Origin of the sequence: Cryocola sp. 340MFSha3.1 (assembly GCF_000383315.1) — a bacterium.
Lineage (GTDB): Bacteria > Actinomycetota > Actinomycetes > Actinomycetales > Microbacteriaceae > Leifsonia.
The window spans coordinates 129242-149929 of the sequence record NZ_KB911087.1 but is presented as its reverse complement, the minus strand read 5'-3'; the positions used below and the strand labels follow the sequence as shown (position 1 = coordinate 149929).

The window sequence follows — 20688 nt, the reverse complement described above, 5'->3', positions numbered from 1 at the left end:
GTCAGTCCTCGAGGTGGTCGCGTCCCGGCAGCCAGCTCAGCCCGGGCACGCCCCAGCTGTTCTTCTTCTGCGTCTTGAGGGCCGCCTTCCCGAAGGGATGCGTCAGCCGGTCCACGTAGAGCACCCCGTCGAGGTGGTCGTACTCGTGCTGGAAGATCCGTGCCAGCCAGCCCGTGGCCTGAACCTCGTACTCGGCGCCGTCGAGGTCGGTGGCCTGCAGGATGGCGCGCTCGGCCCGCCGCAGAGGGAACCGCTCGCCCGGGAACGACAGGCATCCCTCCGACTCGGTGTCCTCGTCCAGCTCGCCGACGCGCAGCGGGCTCAGCCACAGCGTCGGGTTGATCGCGACACCGCGGTGCGAGACGCCGTCGTCGTCGGTCCAGCCGTAGACGAACAGGCGGAGCGGCACACCCACCTGGGGTGCGGCGAGCCCGACGCCGGGGGCCTCATCCATCGTCTCGAACATGTCGGCGACCAGGGTGCGCACGTCGTCATCGATCTCGGCTACGGGGAGGGCGGGGGAGTGGAGGACGGGGTCACCGGTGATTCGGATGGGGATGACGGCCATTCAGCAAGACTATCCGGATCATTCCCGGTAGGGTCGTGGGGTGGGCACGGAACTGATGGACGCGTTCGACCTGTCGTATCAGCCCAGCCAGCTCCTGGGCATCCCGGTCGCGCTCGTCGGTGCCTGCTTCCTGTCCGTCGGCGCTCAGCTGCAGCACCACGGCGTTGCCAAGGTCGAGGCGACAGCGGGCCACGCGGACGGCGGACTCAGCGGCCGTCAGATGGGTCGTCTGCTCGCCCGCCCGTCCTGGGTGATCGGGACGCTGCTGCTCGGCCTCGCCATCGTCTTCCAGCTCGTCAGCCTGAAGCTGTCGCCGATCATCCTGGTGCAGCCGCTCGGCGTGGTCGGTCTCGTGATCACGAGCATCCTCAACGCCCGGGTCAGCGGGGTGAAGCTGAACCATCAATCCGTGATCGCGGTCACCCTCTGCGTCAGCGGCGTCGGCGCGTTCGTGCTGCTTGCTGCCGTGTTCGCGCGGGATCTGCCGGTCACCAGTCGCGCGCTGATCGTCATCCTGATCATCCTCGCCGTCGTGCTGATCGCGTTCGGCACCCTGTTCTGGTTCCTGCGCCACAAGTTCAAGGCGATCATCTACATCGTCGGCGCCGGCGTGCTCTACGGCTTCGTCGCAACGCTCGCCAAGGTCGCAATCGACCGCATCTCGAATCAGGAGTGGGACTGGCTGCTGGTCGCCTGCATCGTCGCGCTGCTGCTCGCCGCAGTGCTCGGCGCCTACTTCGTGCAGAACGCCTACTCGTCCGGCCCGCCGGACCTGGTCATCGCCGGCCTCACGGTCATCGACCCGCTGGTCGCCGTCACGATCGGCATCCTGGTGCTCAACGAGGCGGCCGGGGCGCCCTGGTGGGCCATGGTCGGGTTCGCGCTGACGGGCGCGGTCGCCATCCTCGGCGTGTTCCAGCTGGCGAAGTACCATCCACAGAGCGCGTCGGACGCGCCGGTAGCCGACCGCATTGCCGACGCCGCGGAGCAAACCCGCTTAGACTAGGCCGTTGAACGACCGGGCGCGACCATCCGCCCGGGCCGCGAACGCCGTCGCCGGATTCGCCATCCGAAGCCCACGACCGAGGGAACGAACCACGTGCCTGACTCGAGCGGACCGCATCCCACCCCTGCCGCCCCGGCTGAGAAGAAGCCGCTGACCATCGTGATGGGGTGCGACACCTTCGCCCCCGACGTCAACGGCGCTGCACGTTTCGCCGAGCGCCTCGCCGCCGGCCTGGTCGAGCACGGCCACGACGTGCACATCGTCGCACCGGCCGCGAGCCGCAAGCACGGCACCTGGATCGAGGAGCACGAAGGCCAGAAGATGACGGCGCACCGGCTCCGCAGCTGGCGCTGGTACCCGCACGACTGGCTGCGGTTCGCCCTGCCGTGGATGAGCAAGGCGAACGCGCGCCGGGTGCTCGACGAGGTGAAGCCGGATGTCGTGCACTTCCAGTCGCACATCGTGGTAGGCCGCGGTCTCGCGGCCGAGGCCGAGAAGCGCGGCATCCGCATCGTCGCCACGAACCACGTCATGGCGGACAACATCGTCGAGTTCACGCTGCTGCCGAAGTTCCTGCGCAAGACGTTCGTCAGGCTGGCCTGGGCGGACGCCCGTAAGAGCTTCGACCGCGCAGAGTCGGTCACGACGCCCACCCGCAAGGCGGCCGAGTTCCTCGAGGCGTCCACCGGACTCCGCGGCGTTCACGCCGTGTCGTGCGGCATCGACGCCCACAACTACACCCCCGACTTCACCCCGCGCACCGGCAACCGCATCCTGTTCGTCGGCCGTGTCACCGGCGAGAAGCACATCGACGTGCTGCTCAATGCGGTCAAGCTGCTGCCCGACGACCTGGACGCGCGCCTGCAGATCGTCGGCGGCGGCGACCAGCTCAAGAACCTGCAGTCGATGGCCGAGACGCTCGGTATCGCCGACCGCGTCGAGTTCCTCGGCTACGTGAGCGACGAGGAGCTGCGCCAGGCGTACACGCGCGCAACGGTCTTCGCGATGCCGTCGATCGCCGAGCTCCAGTCGATCGCGACGATGGAGGCCATGGCGTCCGCCCTCCCGGTGGTCGCCGCCGACGCCATGGCGCTGCCGCACCTGGTGCACGAGGGCGAGAACGGCCACCTGTTCCGCCCGGGCGACGCGCAGGACCTCGCGGACAAGCTGGAGAGCGTGCTGCGGCTGCCCCAGGAGGAGCTGGATGTGCTCAAGCGCGCGTCCCTCCGCATCGTCGCCGCGCACGACATCCAGACCACGATCAGCACCTTCGAAAGCCTGTATCGTGGGGAGCCGGTGGCCGAGCCGGTGACGGACGCGGCCCCCAGCGTGCCCGCTCCCGAGTGACCGGAGCCGGCGCACGATCGGGGCGGTAGCTCAGCTGGTCAGAGCAGGGAACTCATAATTCCTCGGTCACGGGTTCAAGTCCCGTCCGCCCTACTTCTCGTGTGATGACGCAGCGGGCACTCGGCAGGACGCTCGGGCGCACTTAGCGGAGGGGACGACGGGCGGGCTGGTAGAGTCCTCGGGTGAGTCAGACCCGTCGTGCCATCGCCGGCGGAATCCTCCTCGTCGGTGTCGCCACCATGCTCGCGAACGCGGCGTCGTACCTGCTGTCGATGTTCGCTGCACGACTCATGAGCGTTCCCGAGTACGGGGCGCTCGGCGCGATGCTCAGCGTGTCGATCATCGGGGGGACCGCAGCACTCGGCATTCAGGCGGTCGCGGCACGCCGCATCGCGAGCTCGGGGTCGGGAGCAGACGAGGAGCGGGCGGCCGTCGTATCCCTCGGCCTACGCCTCACCGCTCTGATCGCTGTCGTGGGGCTCGCCCTCAGCTGGCCGCTGGCCGTCCTCTTCGACGTCCCGTTCGCCGCCGTCGCCCTCACTGTGCTGTCGGTGGCTGCGTCGGTGATGGGGTTCGGAGCGCTCGGTCTGGTGCAGGGGAACGAGCGCCACGGCCACTACGGGTACGCGTACGCCGCGATCGGCTGCCTCCGTGCCGCCGGAGGAATCGTCGCCCTCTTCATCCACCCGGATGTGACCTCGGCCTGCGCGGGGATCCTTGTCGGGAGCATCGCGGGCACCGTCGCAGCCGTCATCATCGCGGGGCCATCGCGGCCCCGGCTGCGACTGACGCCGCGGCTCGCCCGGGAGTTCGCCGCGACAACGGGTTCGCTCGTCGCGCTGTACGCCCTCTCCAACGTCGACCTCCTGCTCGCTCGCATCTTCCTCGACGGGACGGGGTCGGGGGAGTACGCGCTGGGCTCCCTTGTGGCGAAGATCGCCTTCTTCCTCCCGTATGCCGTGATCACGGTGTTCTTCCCGAAGATGTCGGCGGGGACGATGCGCCACGCGTTCGCCCTTGCGACCGGTCTGTCGGCCGCGATCGGGGCGGTGGCGACCGTCGGAGCCGCCGTCCTCGCCGGTCCGCTCGTGTGGCTGATCGGAGGCGACAAGTACGCGGAGTTCGCGTCGCTCGCGTGGCTGTTCGCGCTCGAAGGCAGCCTGTTCGCCGTCGTCCAGGTGATCCTCTATGCAGGTTTTTCGTCGGAGGCGCGCGCTCTGGGCATCCTCACCGGCTGCGCGCTGATCTGCCAGGTGGTGGTCGTCTCCCTGTGGGCGCATCAATCGGTCTCAGCGATCGTCATCTGCACATCGGTGATCGCTGCCGTCCTCGTCGTCGTCGGGATCGTCGTGGAGTTGCGGAGGACAAAGGGCCGCGCGTCCGGCGCGGAGACACAGGGGCTCGTGGAGACGCCGCGCGGATGACCAGGGCGCGTGCGGCCCGCTGTTAGACTCCGCGGGGGTGTACGGACAGGCCGGCACCCGAGGCGCCCCATCGGGCACGACCACCGCGAGGATTTCCGCTCCAGCATGTCTCTCCAGATCAGAGCCGATTCGGCGAACCGTCTGTGGCCACGATCCACCAGCATCTTCCTCATCCTCGTCGGGGTGGTGCTGAGCGTCCTCTCGTTCATCGTCGTCATCAACATGCCGGCGCTGCCGTGGCACCCGGCGCGCTCGGACGAGCTGCAGGCGACCTACGACGCGTTCCGCGAGACCGGGACGCTGCTCATCAAGGCCGTGCACTCCGGCTCCTACTACACGCAGGTCCCGGCGCCCGGCCCGTGGGTCTCCGCCGCCTGGGATGACGACCCCGGCGCGTATATCGTCGCCAGCCTGATGAGCCTCGTCACGCACTCCGCCTCGGCCTACCCGGGGCTGGGCATCGCGGAGGCGCTCCTCGTCGCCCTGCCGCTGCTCTGGCTTCCGACCGCCGTCGCTCGTATCTTCAAGCGAGCCAGGGCCGGGTACGCCGTCGTGCTGCTGCCTCCGCTGATGTGGCTGCTGAACAACGGCACCATCCTCGCGGGCACGGAGTACGGCCTGTCCGACTCGGTGAGCACCACGCGGGTCTACGCCTTGTACGGCATCGCCGCGTCCATCGCCTTCCTGTCGCTCTCTCTGCTGGTGCTTTTCTGCACCTTCCGGCTCCGAACCAGCCTCCTCATCGCGGTGAGCTGCGGATTCGTCGTGCTTGCGGCGATCGGCGACCTCTCCCGCTCGCTGTCCGGGATGGGCGTCGCGGCCGGTGTGGGCGTGCTGTGGTGGCTGCACGTGCGGAAGAAGTGGCGCTGGCTGGCCGGGCTCGGAGCCGCCGTGGTCGCGGTCGTCCTCACTTTCGGGCTGCAGACGGCGACGATGACGGGCCTGAACGCCGCACGCAGCGCGACGACGGGCCAGAGCATGGCGGATCTCCCGAACGCGCACGGCACGTGGCATCCGCTGTACCTCGGCCTCGCCTACCCGCAGCCGATCACCGGCCAGCCGTCGCCGCTCGGCATCGTGTGGTCGGACAAGTTCGGCTGGGACAAGGCGCGCGCCGTCGACCCGGACGTCGTGATCGCGAGCGACAAGTACGACCTGATCATCAAGGACCTCTACCTCGACCAGGTCAAGGAGCACCCGCTCACGGTCGCGAAGCTCTACCTGCAGAAGTTCCTCTACGTGGTCAAGCACTTCGGGGCGATGCTCGCCTTCATCCTCGTCGGACTCGTGCTGGCACTGATGAGACGGGCGCCGCAACGCCGGCCGCTGGGGGCGGCGATCGCCGTGACGATCCCCACGATCCTGCTCGGTCTCATCCCACCGGTGCTCGTGATGCCGCTGCTGTACTACTACTCCGAGCTCACCGCGGCCCTGAGCATCCTCGTCGCGATCAGCCTCGGCGGCCTCGTCTGGTCGCTCACGTCGATGCCGGCACACGTGCGGGCTTCGGAGCGCAACCGCCTGAGCACGCGCGCGCTGCCCGGCGAGCCTCGGCCGGAGTCGCCCGTCCGCCTCAGCGTGATCGTCCCCACCCGCAACGGCTCGGCCGTGCTCGGCGGGACACTGGCCACGCTCGGCGCCGCCCTGACCTCCCGCGACGAGATCATCGTCGTCGAGAACGGCTCCACCGACGACACCTGGGAGATGTTGCAGCGTGAGCAGGCGTCGTGGTGCGGCATCCCCCAGCTCGTCTTGCGGCAGTCCCAGCCGGGCCTGGGCGAGGCCCTGCGCACCGGAGTCATGAACAGCCGTGGGAACCGCGTCCTGCTGACGGCCGACGACCTCCCGTTCGGGATGTCCGATTACGAGCAGTTCGAGCAGCTGCCGGACGACGTCGTGGTCGCCATCGGATCGAAGGCGCACCCAGACTCGCGCGTGCGCCGCTCCTGGCGGCGTTCGGTGCAGTCGCGCATCTTCCGGTTCCTCCGTGAGGCGCTGCTGCAGTCGAAGGTCGGCGACAGCCAGGGCACCATCTGGGCCGACGGCGACTGGTGCCGCTCGCTCGCGGTGGTGTCGCGGGAGTCCGGCCTGATGTGGACGACGGAGCTCGTGCTCGCGGCCGAGCAGCAGGGGCTCCGGGTCGTCGAGGTGCCCGTCGTGCTCAGTGAGTCGCACGAGACCGGTTCGAGCCGGTTCCGCTTCGGAGACGCCTGGCGGTCGGTCGTCGGGTTCACCCGACTGGCCGTGTACAAGGACGACTACAGCGACGAGAACTGGGTCGTGCCACTCCATCCGCCGGTATCCGTCCGGTCGGATGGTTCAATCCCCTAGCTATTCCGGGAGCCGGGGGTACCGTGACACGGCATGAACACAACCGGATGGATCGTCCTCATCGTCGTCGTGGTGGTCGTCATCATCGTGATCGCCATCATCGCCGCCACGGTGGGCCGCAACCGCAAGCGCGAGGCGGATCGTCGTAAGGCGGAGGAGATGCGGCAGTCTGCCGCGCAGACCGAACTCGAGGCGCGCGAGCGCGAGGCGAAGGCCGCCCGGGCCGCCGCCGACGCGAAGCAGGCCGAGGTCGACGCCGAACGTCTGCGCCGGGAGGCGGAGGAGCGTCAGAGCGCCGCCGCCGACGCCCGCACCGAGTCGGAGGAGGCCCTGCGCCGCGCCGACCATGTCGACCCCGACGTGCGCACCGACCGTCACGGCAACCGTGTCGACGACGGCGCGCGTGCCGACACCGCTGCACCGGCGGCCGCACCCGGCACGACGGCGGCTCCGGCCGCCGCACCCGGGACGACCGCGGCACCGGCCGCTCCCGCTCCCGATGCGGCACCTGTCGCCGATCGGCCGCAGGACCCGAACGGCGCGGTGGACGACTCGCCGCGCCGTGCCGCACGTCACGAGGCGCCCCGTTTCGACGACGGCACGGACGGCACCGCCCGCTGAGTCCCGCCCCCAGCTGCGGGCCGTCGGAAGCGAGACCGGCGGCCCGCACTTCTCTGTCGTCGGCGCGCACCGCGCTAGCATCGTCACGACCGGCACACGGGACGGAGGTGCGATGCCCGCCCTCGTCATCGTCCCGCATCGCTCAGTGGATGCCGCCCTCGTCGCGCGCGTCGCATCCCGTCTCTCGGAGGGCGATCTCGCGCGGCTGTCGTCGCTGCACCACGACCTCGACGGTCTCGCGGCCTTCGTCGCGGGGCGGGCAGCCCTCCAGCGCGTGCTGAGCGATGCGGGAGCCCCGGATGCGCGCATCGACGCGACCTGCCCGGACTGCGGACTGTCGCACGGCCGGCCGGTGGTCGTGGACGGCTCCGGGCGCCTCTCAGTCTCGGTCTCGCACGCGGACGGACAGGCGTTCGCGGTCGCTGCCCGGCATCCTGTCGGCATCGACGCGGAGACGATGGACGGCCTGCACGCGCGCGCACAGGCGATCGACGAGCTCGCTCCCGGCCACGGCGACCCCGGACGTCGGTGGACGGCCGTCGAGGCCGTGCTCAAAGCCGACGGGAGGGGGCTGCGACGGGATCCCGGTGCCGTGAGTGTCAGGCGGTTCTCCGCGCGCCTCGACGGCCGCCTCTACACGCTGCGCACCACGCGCGCGGGCGACTGCCTGGTCACCGTGGCGACGGGCCTACGTCGCAACGTGTGACCGCTGCGAGTTCAGCGCCCGAGCGACGGCAGCCGCGTCTCCCGCAGCCAGGCATCGAAGAAGCCGCCGAGCGGCTCCTCCGAGAAGCGTTCCGCGAGTGCCTCGAAGTCGGCGCTCGTGACCGTCCCGAACCGGTTCTCCCGCGTCCAGGTCCGCAACAGCTCGAAGAAGACGTCGTCGCCCAGCCGCAGCCTGAGTGCGTGCAGCAGGCACGCTCCCCGCTTATACACGCGGTCGTCGAACATCGAGTCGGGCCCGGGGTCGCCGAGCAACAGGTCGCCGGGCGTGACGCGCAGAGCGGCGTGGTGGATGCGCGCGTGCGCCGCCGCGGACATCCCGCCGGAGACCTCCGACCACAGCCACTCGGCGTAGCAGGCGAATCCTTCGTTCAGCCAGATGTCGTGCCAGGAAGCCAGCCCGACGCTGTTGCCGAACCACTGGTGCGCCAGCTCGTGCGCGACAAGGCGCTCCGAACCGTTGTGTCCGTCGGCGTGCGACGAGCCGAAGGTCGCCATCGCCTGGGATTCGAGCGGGATCTCCAGCGGATCCTCCGTGACGACGACCGTGTACGACGGGAACGGGTATGGCCCGAACAGCGTCTGGAAGCGCTCCAGCATCCGCCCGACGGGTTCGAAGTCGTGCAGCACGCGGCGTGCGAGAGCGGGCGGATAGGCGACCATCCACTCCACACCGGCCGTCCGCCGCGGTTCGAGCGTGTAGCGGCCGATCTGCACCGAGGCGAGGTAGGTCGCCGTCGGCTCCTCGCGCTCGAACGTCCACGTCCCGCGACCTCCGCTGACGCTGTGGCCGGTCGGCTCGCCGGTCGCGAGCACCGTGTACGCCTGCTCGGTCGACACGCGGATGCCGTAGGCGGCGCGGTCGGAGGGCCGGTCGTTGCACGGGAACCAGGTGGGCGCTCCGGAGGGCTGCGAGGCCACGATGACCCCGTCGGTCAGCTCTTCCCAGCCGAGCGTGCCCCAGCGGGTCCTGCGCGGCACGGGCGAGCCGTCGTAGGCGATCTCGACGACGAACTCCTCGCCAGCCGGGATGGGCGACGCTGGAAGGATGCGGAGGTGCGTCGCGCTCTGGCTGAACCGGGCGCGCTTCTGCCCGTCCACCCGCACCTTCTTGGCCTTGAGGTGCACCAGGTCGAGCATGATCGACGTCAGCGGGACCTCCGCCCGCGCGCGGATCAGCGCCGTCGCATCCAACCGGTTCGTCGTCACCCGGTAGTCGAGGTCGAGGTCGTACCGGAGGACCGAGAAGTCGTGGGTGCCGGAGCGGGGCAGGTAGGTGTGCGGTGCTCCGTCGCTCATCCGCCGGCCCGCGCCCGGTACTCGCGCACGACGACTTCGCGCCACGGACCGATCGGGTTGCCGCTCCAGCGGCTGCCCGCGGGGACGGTCTCGCCGCGCATCACGAGGGAGGCGGGCCCGACGGTCGCGTCTGCGCCGATATCGGCTGCGGGCAGGATGACGCTGTGCGGCCCGAGCGTTCCGCCGCGTTCGATGGTGACCTGGTCCATGCTCATGATTCGATCATGGAACAGGTGCGTCTGCACGACGCAGCCCCAATTGACGGTGGATGCGTCGCCCAGCGTGACCAGATCGGCCTCCGGGAGCCAGTAGCTGTCGATCCAGACGCCGGAGCCGATCCGTGCGCCGAGGCTGCGCAGCCACCACACCAGCGCGGGGGTTCCGGAGGCCGCCCAGGCGAACCAGGGCGCCGCGACCATCTCGGTGAACGTGTCGGACACCTCGCTGCGCCACACGAACGACGACCAGAGGGGATGCTCGCCCGGCTTCAGCCTCCCGATCAGCGCCCACTTGGCGGCGGTACTGAGCGCTGCGGCGACGGCGCCCGCGAGCAGGAGGACGGGCCCGCTCAGGATGATCGCCCAGATCGGCCCCCAGGTCACGTCCACGGCGCCCAGCGCGATGACGACGGCCAGGCCGATGGCGCACGTGACGATGACGGGCACGATCCGCAGCAGCTCCCATGCGGTGCGGGCGACCCGCAGGCGCGTCGGCGGCTCGAAAGTGCGCGAAAGGTCGGCGTCCTGCGTCTGGCGGCGGAGCTTCACGGGAGGAGAACCCAGCCACGACGTGCCGGCCTTCGCCTTGCGCGGAGCGAACGACAGCACGGCGACCAGCCCGTCGCGCGGGACGCGGTTGCCCGCTCCGGCCATCCCCGAGTTTCCGAGGAAGGCGCGCGCCCCGATGTCGACCGCGGCGATGCGGACGTATCCGCCACCGAGCTCGTACGACGCCACGAGCGTGTCGTCGGCGAGGAACGCGCCGTCGCGGATGCGCGTCATCCGGGGGAGGAGCAGCACGGTCGACGCCTCGACATCGGAGCCCACCCGGGCACCGAGCATCCGCAGCCAGACCGGAGTGAACAGGCTCGAGTACAGCGGGAAGAGCATCGTGCGGGCCTGGTCGAGCAGACGCTCCGTCGACCATGCCTGCCACCCCGTCCTGCTGCGGACCGGGTAGATGCCCTCGCGCATCCCGATGCCGAGCAGCCGGACCAACACGACGACCAGCGCGGCGAGCACGACGCCGGCGACGAGCGTGCCGGGAACCAGGCCGGCGGCAGCGCGGGCGATCACGTCGCCCCAGCCGGCCGCACCACGGAGGAAGGCGGCGACCACCGCGGCACCCGCCGCCAGGGCGACGACCGGGACGAGCGAGACGACGATCGACGACAGCGCGTACGCGGCGAGCCAGCGGGTCCGGCGCTGCGGACGCTCCTGCGGCCACCAGTCGTGCGCCCGGCCGACGCGGACCGCGGGGGAGCCCGACCAGTTCTGGCCCGCTGGCACCCGGCCGAACACGGCCGACCCCGGGGCGACGGTCGCGTTGCGGCCGATCTTCGTACCGGGCATGAGCGAGCTGCGTGCGCCGACCGAGCTGCCGGCGCCGATGCGGATCTCGCCGATCCGCACCACGTCACCGTCGATCCAGTAGCCGGCCAGGTCGACCTCCGGCTCGATGGATGCGCCGGCGCCGATCCGCAGCATCCCGGTCACCGGCGGCAGCGTGTGGAGATCGACGCCGCGGTCGATCGTCGCACCGAGCGCTCGGGCGTAGTACAGGATCCACGGGGCTCCCGCGAGGCTGGCGGCGCCGATCTGGTGGGCGACCTGCTCGGCCAGCCACAGCCGGAGGTGTACGCCGCCGCCACGGGAATGGTCGCCCGCCCGCACCCCGAGCAGGAGCAGCCGGGCGGCGACCACCGCGATCGCCATACGGCCCCACGGTGTGACGAACACGACGAGCCCGAGGATGAGCCAGACCGGGTCGGCCGCGGGCAGCACGTCGAACCCGCCGAAGGGCCGCAGCAGCGCGGATGCGGTCAGCAGGTACAGCAGCCAGCGGATGCCGCCGAGGATGAACAGCGGGATGCCGAGGACGGTCTGCAGTGCACGCATCCGCAGCGGGGTCGGCGGGACCACGTGCGTGGACGCGGCCGACGACGACGGCGAGCTCTCCGCCAGCGCCTGCGCCATCGCCCCGAAGCGCGGCGTCGCGTACACGTCGGCGACCGTGATGTCGGGATGCCGCCGGCGGATCAGCGACACCAGCTGCGCCGCCGCCAGCGAACCTCCTCCCAGGTCGAAGAAGTTGTCGTCGGGCCCGGTGACCGGCAGCCCGAGAACACTGCGCCAGTCGTCCGCCAGTGCGGCCGCGACGGGGTCGTCCGTGGTCGCGCCGTCGGACGCGGTGTCCTCCAGCGGCCACGGCAGCGCGGCCTTGTCCACCTTGCCGGAGGTACGTACCGGAAGCTCGTCGACCACGGCGAGCAGCGGAACGAGCGCGGCAGGAAGCGTCTCGCGCAGCTGGGCAAGCGAGGCCGCGCGGTCGAAGGATGCGGCATCCGGCACGGCCAGGTAGCCGACCAGGATGTCGTTGCCCGCGGTGGATCGGCGAACCGCGGCCGCGGCGCCGGAGACGCCGGGGAGCTGCTGCAGCGCCGACTCCACCTCGCCCAGCTCGATCCTCCTGCCGCCGACCTTCACCTGGTCGTCGGCGCGGCCCTGGTAGAACAGCCCGGCCGGGTCGAACCGCACCAGGTCGCCGCTCCGGTACGCGCGCTCCCAGCCGAGCGTGGGCATCGGTGCGTACTTCTCCGCGTCCTTCGCCGGATCGAGGTAGCGGGCGAGGCCGACGCCTCCGATGACGAGCTCGCCGCTCTCGCCGTCCGCGACCGGGCGGCCCTCCGCATCCACCACCGCCAGATCCCAACCGTCGAGCGGCAACCCGATGCGCACGGGCTCGCCCGCGACCAGCGGTGCCGCGCACGCGACGACGGTCGCCTCCGTCGGCCCGTACGTGTTCCACACCTCGCGCCCCGGTACGGCGAGCCGGCTCACCAGCTCCGGCGGGCACGCCTCCCCGCCGAAGATGAGCAGCCGGACGTTGTCCAGCGCATCCACCGGCCACAGCGCCGCGAGGGTCGGGACGGTGGAGACCACGGTGATGCGACGGGCGGAGAGCCAGGGGCCGAGGTCCATCCCTGTGCGAACGAGCGCGCGCGGGGCGGGCACGAGGCAGGCGCCGTGCGCCCAGGCCAGCCACATCTCCTCACAGGATGCGTCGAACGCGACCGAGAGCCCGGCGAGCACGCGATCCTGCGGGCCCATCGGCTCCTCCTGCAGGAACAGCCGGGATTCGGCGTCCACGAACGCGGCCGCGGACCGGTGCCGCACGGCGACGCCCTTCGGCGTTCCCGTCGAGCCGGACGTGAAGATGATCCAGGCGTCGTCCTCCGGCTCCGGAGGGGCGACGACGGGGAGCGCAGCCGTTGAGGGATGCGGCGCGTCGCGGAGCACCTGCTGCGGCGCGTCCTCGCCCGCCAGGACCAGTCCGGCATCGGTCAGGACCGCCCGGACGGCGGCCTCGCCGAAGACGAGGTCGGCGCGCTCCTGCGGGTCGTCAGCGTCCACCGGCACGTACGCCGCGCCGGCCGCGAGCACGCTGAGGATCGCCAGGTACAGCTCCCTGCTGCCCGAGCTCATCCGCACGCCGACCCGGTCGCCCCGGCTCACGCCGTGCTCGCGCAGACGGGCCGCGCCGGCCGCGACCCGCGCCAGGAGTTCGCGATAGCTCAGCGCTCCCGCGGCGTCCTCCAGTGCCGACGAGTCGGGGAAACGGCGCGCCGTCTCCGTCAGGATGTCGATCAGCGTTCGCGCGGAAGGCGCATCCTCCGACCGCAGCAGCAGACCGGCGCGCGGGCTGCCGGCTGTCGGCACGTCGCCGTCGGACACATCGGTCAGGGGAGCATCGGCCACGGCCGCACGCTACGGGTGCCCGGTAAAGCGCCGGTGAACGGACGCCCCGATCACCCCTCGCCCAGCGCGTGCAGCAGCTGGGCCTTGTTCATGCGCGAGTACCCCTGGATGCCGCGAGCCTTCGCCCGGTCGCGCAGCTCGCGGAACGTCGGGATGCCGGTGCTCGACGCGGGCGCCGCCACGTGCTCGACGATCTGCTTCGCCGAGGTCCGTGCGTCGTCCGCGGTCTTCTTCGCCCGGCGGACCGCCTTCTTCGCATCCTTCGCGGCCTGCTGGAGGCGGTCGGCCAGATCCTCCGCCTCGCGCCGTGTCTTCTTGTCGAGCTTCTTGACCGCCTGCTCCGCTTCGCCGACGGCGACCCGCGCCGCGTCGAGTGCCTTCTCGGCGGCCTTCTCGGCCTTGCTCTTCGCCACAGCCCCTCCTTCGGGTTCCGCCCTGCTGGGGCTTACCCTACGGCGCGGGGAAGCTGTGGGGACTAGTGGATTTCCGCGTCCTCTTCCAGGCGGCCGAGCAGCGCGTCCAGAATGGGCCGCTGGGCTTTCGTCAGCTTCAGGCGCGCGTCGTCCACGGAGAACCACCGGGCGTCGTCGATCTCCGGGAACTCCTGCATCCGCCCGGATCGCGGAGGCCACTCCAGCTCGAACGTGTTGCTGTCGATCGCGTCCGGCTCGAACTCCGACTCGGCGGCGAACACGACGATCGTCTTGCCCGAACCACGGAACTCGCCGAGCGGAACGTAGTCGGCATCCGGCGCGGGGGAGCCCATCTCCTCGGCGAACTCGCGGCGCGCGGCGGCCAGCTCGTCGCCCAGGTCGTCGGACTCCACGATGCCCTTCGGCAGCGACCACGCCCCCTCGTCCTTGCGCGCCCAGAACGGCCCGCCCATGTGGGCGATCCACACCTCGACGGTCGCGCGACGGCGGTAGAGCAGGAGGGCGGCGCTGCGGACGGGCATGCGTCCAGCCTCCCACGCCGCGTCTCCGTATGACAGCGCGGCGAGAGCGGCGGCCGGCGGCGACTAACGTGGAGCTGTGGACTCGGGAGACGCGTGGGTGGAAGGGCCGGACGGCCAGCGGTTCTGGGGTCGGTTCGGCGCCGCCGGGCTGCTCGTGCACGACCTGCGGCGCGGCATCCTGCTGCAGCACCGGGCCGACTGGAGTCACTTCGGCGGCACCTGGGGGCTCCCGGGCGGAGCGCGCCACGCCGGTGAGAGTGCTGTCGACGGCGCGCTGCGGGAGGCCGCGGAGGAAGCGGCCGTACCGCCCGACGCGGTGCACGTGCTGTTCGAGAGCGTGCTCGACCTCGGCTTCTGGTCGTACACCACCGTCGTCGGTCAGGCCGTGCGCCCGTTCGAGCCGCACATGGCGGACGTGGAGAGCATCGAGCTGCGCTGGGTGCCGGTCGACGAGGTGAACGCGCTCCCACTGCATCCCGGCTTCGCGGCGTCGTGGCCCCAGCTCCGCGCGCGCCTCACCGCCCTCTCGGACTGACCGCCCAGCCAACCTGACGCCCCAGCCAACCTGACACCCCAGCCAACAGCACCTGAGTTTTTCGGGTCGACACGCGGGATCGGGCCGGAAAACTCAGGAGCTGTTCGCTGGGGGCGTGGGTTACGAGGCTACGCGCGGCCAGAGGAGGGCGCCGGCGACGTCCTCGCAGCCGTCGGGCAGACCCGTGTACGACGCGGCACCGGGATACGGCACCGTGCCCGGGTACGCCGGTGCCCCGGGATAGCCGGGCCGGCCGCGGTACGGGGCGTCGGCGCGGGCGAACAGCCGGTCGCCGCGGACGGTTCCCAGATAGTCGCCATCGGGCGTGACGGCGTCGTCGTCGCCCCAGGGGAACCATCCGATCCAGTCGCCATCGGGGTTGAAGAGGTCGCGGGAGGTCAGGTCGCTTCGGAACGCGATCCAGACCCCCTGGCTGTCGTGCAGGTAGACGGTCATCGTCGATCATGCCTTTCGGGTCGGCATCGTCGTTCCGTGAATTATCCTCAGCTGCGGGCGCGCACGCAAGCATTGGGGCGTCGGTCCGTGTCGGCGGTCGCGGCGAGAATGGGAGGGTGCACATCCTCCTTGAGCGCGTCGGGCGCGGCGACGTCCGCGCGACGTGGCTCGATTCGTCGCACGGCGGCGGGGCCGGGCGGAGCGAGACGCTCGCGCTCGACGCCCTGCCGGAGTTCGTGCGCACGGAGGAGACGGGCGCGGGAGGCGGCGGCGATCGGCCGCGCTGGGTGTGGGATGACACACGGGCCTGGTATCCCGCGCTCCTCTCCGCCGGGGTGCGGGTGGAGCGCTGCGTCGACCTGCGGCTCTGCCACGTGATTCTCCGCAACTCCACGCTGACCGCATCCACACCTCTGGCGCGTGCCGAGCCCGGCCGCTGGGATGTGGCGGTCGAGCCCGAGGCGGAGGCCCCCACCGCGCATACTGCTCTCTTCGACTTCGACGAGGCCCTCTTCGATTCTGAGGAGCCGGCCGAGACGGCGAACGCGACCACGCCATCCATTCGCGACGAGTTCGCAGCGCAGGAGGAGGCCGTCGCCGCGAGCGCCGACCCGCGCCGCCTGCGGCTCCTGCTCGCGGCCGAGTCCGCAGGCGCGCTCATCGGAGTGGAGCTGCAGCACGCCGGCCTGCCCTACAGCGCCGAGCGGCACGACGAACTGCTGACCGACCTGCTCGGCCCCCGTCCCGCGTACGGTCGTCCCGCCGTACTGGAGACCCTCGCGCGGGAACTCCGCGACCAGTTGGATGCGCCCGATCTGAACCCCGACAGTCCGCCGGACCTGCTCAAGGCCCTGCAGCGCGCCGGCATCATGGCGACCTCGACGCGGTCGTGGGAGCTCCGGCGCATCGAGCACCCCGTCATCGACCCGCTGCTGCGCTACAAGAAGCTGTCGCGGCTGCTGACCGCGAACGGATGGACGTGGCTGGACGCCTGGGTGCACGACGGCCGCTTCCGGCCTGACTACGTTCCCGGCGGCGTCGTCACCGGCCGCTGGGCGACCCGCGGCGGCGGCGCGTTGCAGCTGCCGCGACAGGTCCGCGGGGCCGTCGTGGCCGATCCCGGCTGGAAGCTGGTGGTGGCGGATGCCGCCCAGCTCGAGCCGCGCGTCCTCACCGGACTCTCCGGCGACCAGGCGATGGCCGCCGCCGGCCGGGGCAAAGACCTCTACGAGGGCATCGTCGCGTCCGGCGCCGTCGAAGCCCGCGCGCAGGCGAAGGTCGCCATGCTCGGCGCGATGTACGGGGCGACGACGGGGGAGAGCGGCCGACTGATGCCGCGGCTCACGCGCGCCTTCCCGCGGGCCGTCCGGCTCGTGGAGGAGGCGGCGCGGGCGGGGGAGCGCGGCGAGAAGGTCACATCCCGGCTCGGCCGCAGTTCGCCGGTTCCGGGCGGCCGATGGGCTGCGGCTCAATCGGCGGCGTCGGCGTCCGATGCGACCGAGGCCGACGAACGGCGCGCCCGCAGCCTGTCCCGTGACTGGGGCCGGTTCACCCGCAACTTCGTCGTGCAGGCCAGCGCCGCCGAATGGGCGCTGTGCTGGATGGCCGAGCTCCGCAACCGCCTGACCGCTCTCGCGCCGGATGAACCCCTCACCGCATCCCCGCATCTCGTTTACTTCCTGCACGACGAGGTCATCGTCCACACCCCGGAGGCGCTGGCGGACGAGGTCGCTGCCGCCGTGCACGCCGCGGCGCAGCAGGCGGGCAGGCTGCTGTTCGGCGGATTCCCGGTGGAGTTCCCGGTGACGGCCGCGATCGTCGACAGCTACGCTGAGGCGAAATGACATCGCCCGCGGAATGCCCGAGTGTCGGAGTTGGTTGTCACCTCCGACCTGACCGAGGATGGAGACCATGACCGACACCGCCGCTGCCGCTCCCACCGACCCGAACGCCGTCCTGGCCCGCTACCGCGCCCGCCGCGAACAGGCCGTGACCGCGCCGCAGGGCAACCTGGCGCTGGTGAACACCCAGTGGATCACGGGAGAGCCGGACTCGGAGCAGCCGATCTGGGGCGTCCCCGGTCTCTGGTCTCCGCTGCCGAAGGGCCAGTCGGGCCTCAAGGTCACCGCCGCGGCGACCGACAACATCTTCGTCGACGACGTCCTGGTCGACGGCTCGGCGATCGTCCGCGGCAAGGATGACCCCAACCCCGGCACGATCCGTTTCAGCGACACGGTCAGCGGATTCGTCATCGCCAGCGAGGACGGCGACTACGCGCTCCGCGTGTGGGATGCGAACTCCGAGGCGATCCAGGAGTTCGGCTCGATCGACGCCTTCCCGTTCAACCCGGAGTGGATCATCCAGGCCGCGTTCACCCCGATCGAGGGCGGCAAGACCGTCGGCTTCGAGCACCTCAAGGACGACGGCGCAACGCGCGACATGGTCATCCCGGGCGAGATCACTTTCACCAAGGACGGCGTCGACTACAACCTCGCCGCGTTCAAGGCCGGCCGTGCCCTCCAGCTGGTCTTCGCGGACACCACGAACGGCGACAGCACCTACTCGGTCGGCCGGTTCCTCTTCGTGGTGCCGAACGAGGACGGCACGGTCACGCTGGACTTCAACCTCGCGGTCCTGCCGCCGTGCGCGTTCAGCTACAACTTCAACTGCCCACTGCCGCCGGCGCAGAACCGCTTCGCCGTGCCGATCGAGGCCGGCGAGAAGAACGTCCTCAACACGCAGGGCGAGCTGCTGCACTAGGGCGCGCTGCGGCTCTCCGCCTGCGGTGCGGCTGCCGGCGGAGCAGCCGCCTCGGAGGCCGGCCGACGGCCGCGCCGCGGACGCTCGGGGGAGCGCGGTTGCACCAGCGCGCCGGGATGTGACCGCAGGGTGGCCGCGACCTCGTCCAGCCACTCGATGGCCGCTTTCGCGCCCAGTTCGGCCGCGCGGTTCGCCGCGAGCAGGGCGCGCGAGTCCGCTTCGTGGGTGAGGTAGCGGATCTTCTCTGCGTAGGCGGCGCGATAGCCGTCAATGACGACCAGCGCATCCACCCCCTCCAGGGAGGCGGCGATCAGCACCTGGTCCTGCATCTCGTCCCAGTCCGGGCGGCCGTCGGTGGGTGCACCGCCGAGCCAGGCTGCTGCCGCCGCCCGTCCCGCCGCGGTCAGCTCGTAGAGGGGAAGGCCGTCGTCGGTGGCGCCTGCGGAAGCGACGAGACCCTGATCCGTCATCCGGTCGAGCGTCGAATACACCTGGCCGGGATTGAGCTGCCGTCGGTGTGCGGCACGGCAGAGGAACTCGCTCTGGAGCTGCGAGCCGTAGGCAGCGCCCTGGGTGAGGAGTGCGAGGAAACCGTTCTGGACCGACATACTCGGTATGCTATTACGTCCGGTGTTCGCCCGGCGAGCGAATCGCCGAATCACAATCTTGTAACTCCCCGCGGTTCTCGGGCATAATCGTGGCAACGCGCGCGAGCGCTACCGCAACTTCACACGCCGAAGATTTCCATCCGTTCCTGGTCGTAGGGGAAGACGCACCAACGAACGGAGGAGAACCATGTCGGCACACGTCGCTCGAGGGGTGCTCTACGTGCACTCCTCTCCCAGCGCGCTCTGCCCCCACATCGAGTGGGCGGCGGGTCGCGCCCTCGGGCGTGCAGTGAACTTCACCTGGGAGTCGCAGCCCGTGCTCAAGGGCTCCCAGCGCACGGAGTTCTTCTGGGACGGCCCTCCCGGCACCGGCGCGCGCCTCGCGTCCGCCCTGCGCGGTTGGGAGCACCTGCGCTACGAGGTGACGGAGGACGCCGGTCACGGCACCGACGGCGGCCGGTGGATGCACACGCCCGATCTCGGCATCTTCTTCGCCCAGGTCGACACGGCCGGCAACATGGTCGTGCCGGAGGACCGCATCCGCTACGCCATGGAGATCGCGGGTGCGAACGCCCTCGAGCTGCACCGCGAGCTCCGGCTGGCCCTCGGTCAGGCGTGGGACGACGAGCTGGAGCCCTTCAGGCACGCCCACGACGACACATCGGTCATCTGGCTGCACAACGTCGGCTGACCGGCGTACGACTCCCGCGGCGGGCCTGGCACGGCCGCCCGCCTGCGGTGAAACAGAGAAGGCCCCGCTCATGACGAGCGGGGCCTTCCTGTGTCCGTGCGTCGACTCAGTAGCTGCGGAACGCGGCGACGGCGTTGTGGCCGCCGAAGCCGAAGGAGTTGCTGATGACGAGCTGGGGTTCGTCGCCGAGCGGCTGCGGCTCGCTCTTCACCTGCAGCGGGATCGCCGGGTCCATCTCCGTGATGTTGATCGTCGGCGGTGCCTGACGGTCGCGAATCGCGAGGATGCTGAACACGGCCTCCAGCGCACCCGTGCCGCCGAGCAAGTGTCCGGTGGACGCCTTGGTGGCGGAAACCGGGATGCCGTGGACGCGCTCACCGAACACCTCGCGCAGCGCCACGTACTCTGACGGGTCGCCCACCGGCGTGCTGGTCGCGTGCGCGTTGATGTGGGTGACGTCGTCCGGCACAGCACCTGCGCGGTCGAGGGCGATGCGCAGAGCACGGCTGGCGCCGCGGCCCTCCGGGTCGTTCGCGGTGATGTGATACGAGTCGGCGGTCACTCCACCGCCCGCGAGCTCGGCGTAGATCCGGGCGCCGCGAGCGAGGGCGTGCTCCTCGGTCTCGAGCACCAGGCTGGCCGCGCCCTCACCCATCACGAAGCCGTCGCGGTCGACGCTGTACGGGCGGGAGGCGTGCGCCGGGTCGTCGTTGCGGCGCGAGAGCGCCTGCATCGACGAGAACGACGCGACGGTGATCGGGTGGATGGCGGACTCCGTGCCACCGGCGATGACCACGTCCGCGAGACCCAGCTGCAGGTGCTCGTAGGCGTTGACGATCGACTCGGTGCTGGAGGCGCAGGCGGAGGCGACCGTGCGGGCGTAGGCACGCGCCTCGAAGTGCATGGAGACCGCGGCCGATGCCGCGTTCGGCATGAGCATCGGGACGGTCATGGGGAGGACACGGCGCGGGCCGCGCTCACGCAGCGTGTCCCAGGCGTCGAGCAGCGTCCACACGCCGCCGATTCCGGTGGCGTAGTCGACACCGAGGCGCTCAGGCGCGACATCCGGACGGCCGGCGTCCTCCCAGGCCTCCATGGCGGAGATGAGGGCGAACTGGCTGGACGGGTCAAGACGCTTGGCGACGGGACGCTCCAGCACCTCCTCCGGGCGCACCTTGGCCTCTGCGGCGAAGGTGACCGGCAGCTCGTACTGGGCGACCCAGTCGTGCTCGAGGGTGCGGGCGCCGGAGACGCCGGCGAGCAGGGCGCTCCAGCTCTCGGGGGCGGTGCCACCGAGGGGCGAGGACGCGCCCATACCGGTGACGACGATCTTCTTGGTCATAACGGCAACTCTCCTGAATGAGGATGGCGGCGCTCGGTCAGAGCG

18 protein-coding genes and 1 tRNA gene are annotated in these 20688 nt (G+C 71.0%); 11 read left to right on the top strand and 8 right to left on the bottom strand.

Annotated features, from left to right (window positions below; genetic code table 11):
• Position 1: 1 nt before the first annotated feature.
• The gene (gene def / locus H284_RS0100770) at positions 2 to 568 is read right to left on the bottom strand and encodes a peptide deformylase (RefSeq protein WP_018190946.1); all 567 of its coding nucleotides are present in this window, start codon (positions 566 to 568) and stop codon (positions 2 to 4) included.
• 40 nt (positions 569 to 608) lie between these two features.
• Here def and H284_RS0100765 point away from each other — a divergent pair, with 40 nt between their 5' ends.
• The 7 genes from H284_RS0100765 (at position 609) to H284_RS0100735 (ending at position 8003) form a co-directional block, all read left to right on the top strand.
• Positions 609 to 1574, top strand: a complete 966-nt coding sequence (locus tag H284_RS0100765; RefSeq protein ID WP_018190947.1) for a DMT family protein — start codon at positions 609 to 611, stop codon at positions 1572 to 1574.
• 93 nt (positions 1575 to 1667) lie between these two features.
• Positions 1668 to 2921 (top strand): glycosyltransferase, encoded by a 1254-nt coding sequence (locus H284_RS0100760; RefSeq protein WP_020074808.1) that lies wholly within the window; start codon positions 1668 to 1670, stop codon positions 2919 to 2921.
• A gap of 19 nt (positions 2922 to 2940) precedes the next feature.
• Positions 2941 to 3014, top strand: a tRNA-Ile gene (locus H284_RS0100755).
• An 89-nt stretch (positions 3015 to 3103) separates the two neighbouring features.
• A complete protein-coding gene (locus H284_RS0100750) occupies positions 3104 to 4345 on the top strand; it encodes an MATE family efflux transporter (protein ID WP_020074807.1) in 1242 nt (413 codons plus the stop codon).
• Between the two features lie 105 nt (positions 4346 to 4450).
• Positions 4451 to 6676 carry a glycosyltransferase gene (locus tag H284_RS20460; protein WP_020074806.1) on the top strand — a complete coding sequence of 742 codons (2226 nt, stop codon included), beginning with the start codon at positions 4451 to 4453 and terminating at the stop codon, positions 6674 to 6676.
• Positions 6677 to 6709: 33 nt separating this feature from the next.
• Positions 6710 to 7297, top strand: a complete 588-nt coding sequence (locus H284_RS0100740; protein WP_020074805.1) for a hypothetical protein — start codon at positions 6710 to 6712, stop codon at positions 7295 to 7297.
• Positions 7298 to 7409: 112 nt separating this feature from the next.
• Positions 7410 to 8003 (top strand): 4'-phosphopantetheinyl transferase family protein, encoded by a 594-nt coding sequence (locus H284_RS0100735; protein WP_020074804.1) that lies wholly within the window; start codon positions 7410 to 7412, stop codon positions 8001 to 8003.
• Positions 8004 to 8014: 11 nt separating this feature from the next.
• On the opposite strand, the gene H284_RS0100730 is transcribed toward H284_RS0100735, so the two are convergent.
• From H284_RS0100730 to H284_RS0100715, 4 genes are all read right to left on the bottom strand, one after another.
• Positions 8015 to 9319 carry a M1 family metallopeptidase gene (locus H284_RS0100730; protein WP_020074803.1) on the bottom strand — a complete coding sequence of 435 codons (1305 nt, stop codon included), beginning with the start codon at positions 9317 to 9319 and terminating at the stop codon, positions 8015 to 8017.
• The gene (locus tag H284_RS0100725) at positions 9316 to 13296 is read right to left on the bottom strand and encodes a Pls/PosA family non-ribosomal peptide synthetase (protein ID WP_020074802.1); all 3981 of its coding nucleotides are present in this window, start codon (positions 13294 to 13296) and stop codon (positions 9316 to 9318) included. The genes H284_RS0100730 and H284_RS0100725 overlap by 4 nt, the downstream gene beginning before the upstream one ends.
• A gap of 50 nt (positions 13297 to 13346) precedes the next feature.
• The gene (locus H284_RS0100720; protein WP_018190954.1) at positions 13347 to 13709 is read right to left on the bottom strand and encodes a hypothetical protein; all 363 of its coding nucleotides are present in this window, start codon (positions 13707 to 13709) and stop codon (positions 13347 to 13349) included.
• 62 nt (positions 13710 to 13771) lie between these two features.
• Positions 13772 to 14251: an NUDIX hydrolase gene (locus tag H284_RS0100715; RefSeq protein ID WP_020074801.1), complete on the bottom strand. Its 480-nt coding sequence runs from the start codon at positions 14249 to 14251 to the stop codon at positions 13772 to 13774.
• Positions 14252 to 14327: 76 nt separating this feature from the next.
• Between H284_RS0100715 and H284_RS0100710 the strand changes: the two genes are divergently transcribed.
• On the top strand, positions 14328 to 14786 hold the full coding sequence (locus H284_RS0100710) for an NUDIX domain-containing protein (RefSeq protein ID WP_020074800.1): 459 nt from the start codon (positions 14328 to 14330) through the stop codon (positions 14784 to 14786).
• Positions 14787 to 14906: 120 nt separating this feature from the next.
• Here H284_RS0100710 and H284_RS0100705 read toward each other — a convergent pair whose 3' ends face one another.
• On the bottom strand, positions 14907 to 15242 hold the full coding sequence (locus tag H284_RS0100705) for a hypothetical protein (RefSeq protein ID WP_020074799.1): 336 nt from the start codon (positions 15240 to 15242) through the stop codon (positions 14907 to 14909).
• Positions 15243 to 15358: 116 nt separating this feature from the next.
• Between H284_RS0100705 and H284_RS0100700 the strand changes: the two genes are divergently transcribed.
• The gene (locus H284_RS0100700; protein ID WP_020074798.1) at positions 15359 to 17086 is read left to right on the top strand and encodes a bifunctional 3'-5' exonuclease/DNA polymerase; all 1728 of its coding nucleotides are present in this window, start codon (positions 15359 to 15361) and stop codon (positions 17084 to 17086) included.
• Between the two features lie 67 nt (positions 17087 to 17153).
• Positions 17154 to 18002 carry a DUF1684 domain-containing protein gene (locus tag H284_RS0100695; RefSeq protein WP_020074797.1) on the top strand — a complete coding sequence of 283 codons (849 nt, stop codon included), beginning with the start codon at positions 17154 to 17156 and terminating at the stop codon, positions 18000 to 18002.
• Here the strand turns inward: H284_RS0100695 and H284_RS0100690 are convergent.
• The gene (locus tag H284_RS0100690; protein WP_020074796.1) at positions 17999 to 18610 is read right to left on the bottom strand and encodes a PadR family transcriptional regulator; all 612 of its coding nucleotides are present in this window, start codon (positions 18608 to 18610) and stop codon (positions 17999 to 18001) included. The two genes, H284_RS0100695 and H284_RS0100690, sit on opposite strands and share 4 nt — an antisense overlap.
• 187 nt (positions 18611 to 18797) lie before the next feature.
• On the opposite strand from H284_RS0100690, the gene H284_RS0100685 reads away from it, so the two are divergent.
• Positions 18798 to 19301, top strand: a complete 504-nt coding sequence (locus tag H284_RS0100685) for a DUF3145 domain-containing protein (RefSeq protein WP_026307170.1) — start codon at positions 18798 to 18800, stop codon at positions 19299 to 19301.
• A 106-nt stretch (positions 19302 to 19407) separates the two neighbouring features.
• Here the strand turns inward: H284_RS0100685 and H284_RS0100680 are convergent, their stop codons facing one another.
• Positions 19408 to 20643 carry a beta-ketoacyl-[acyl-carrier-protein] synthase family protein gene (locus H284_RS0100680; protein ID WP_020074795.1) on the bottom strand — a complete coding sequence of 412 codons (1236 nt, stop codon included), beginning with the start codon at positions 20641 to 20643 and terminating at the stop codon, positions 19408 to 19410.
• Positions 20644 to 20688 lie beyond the last annotated feature (45 nt).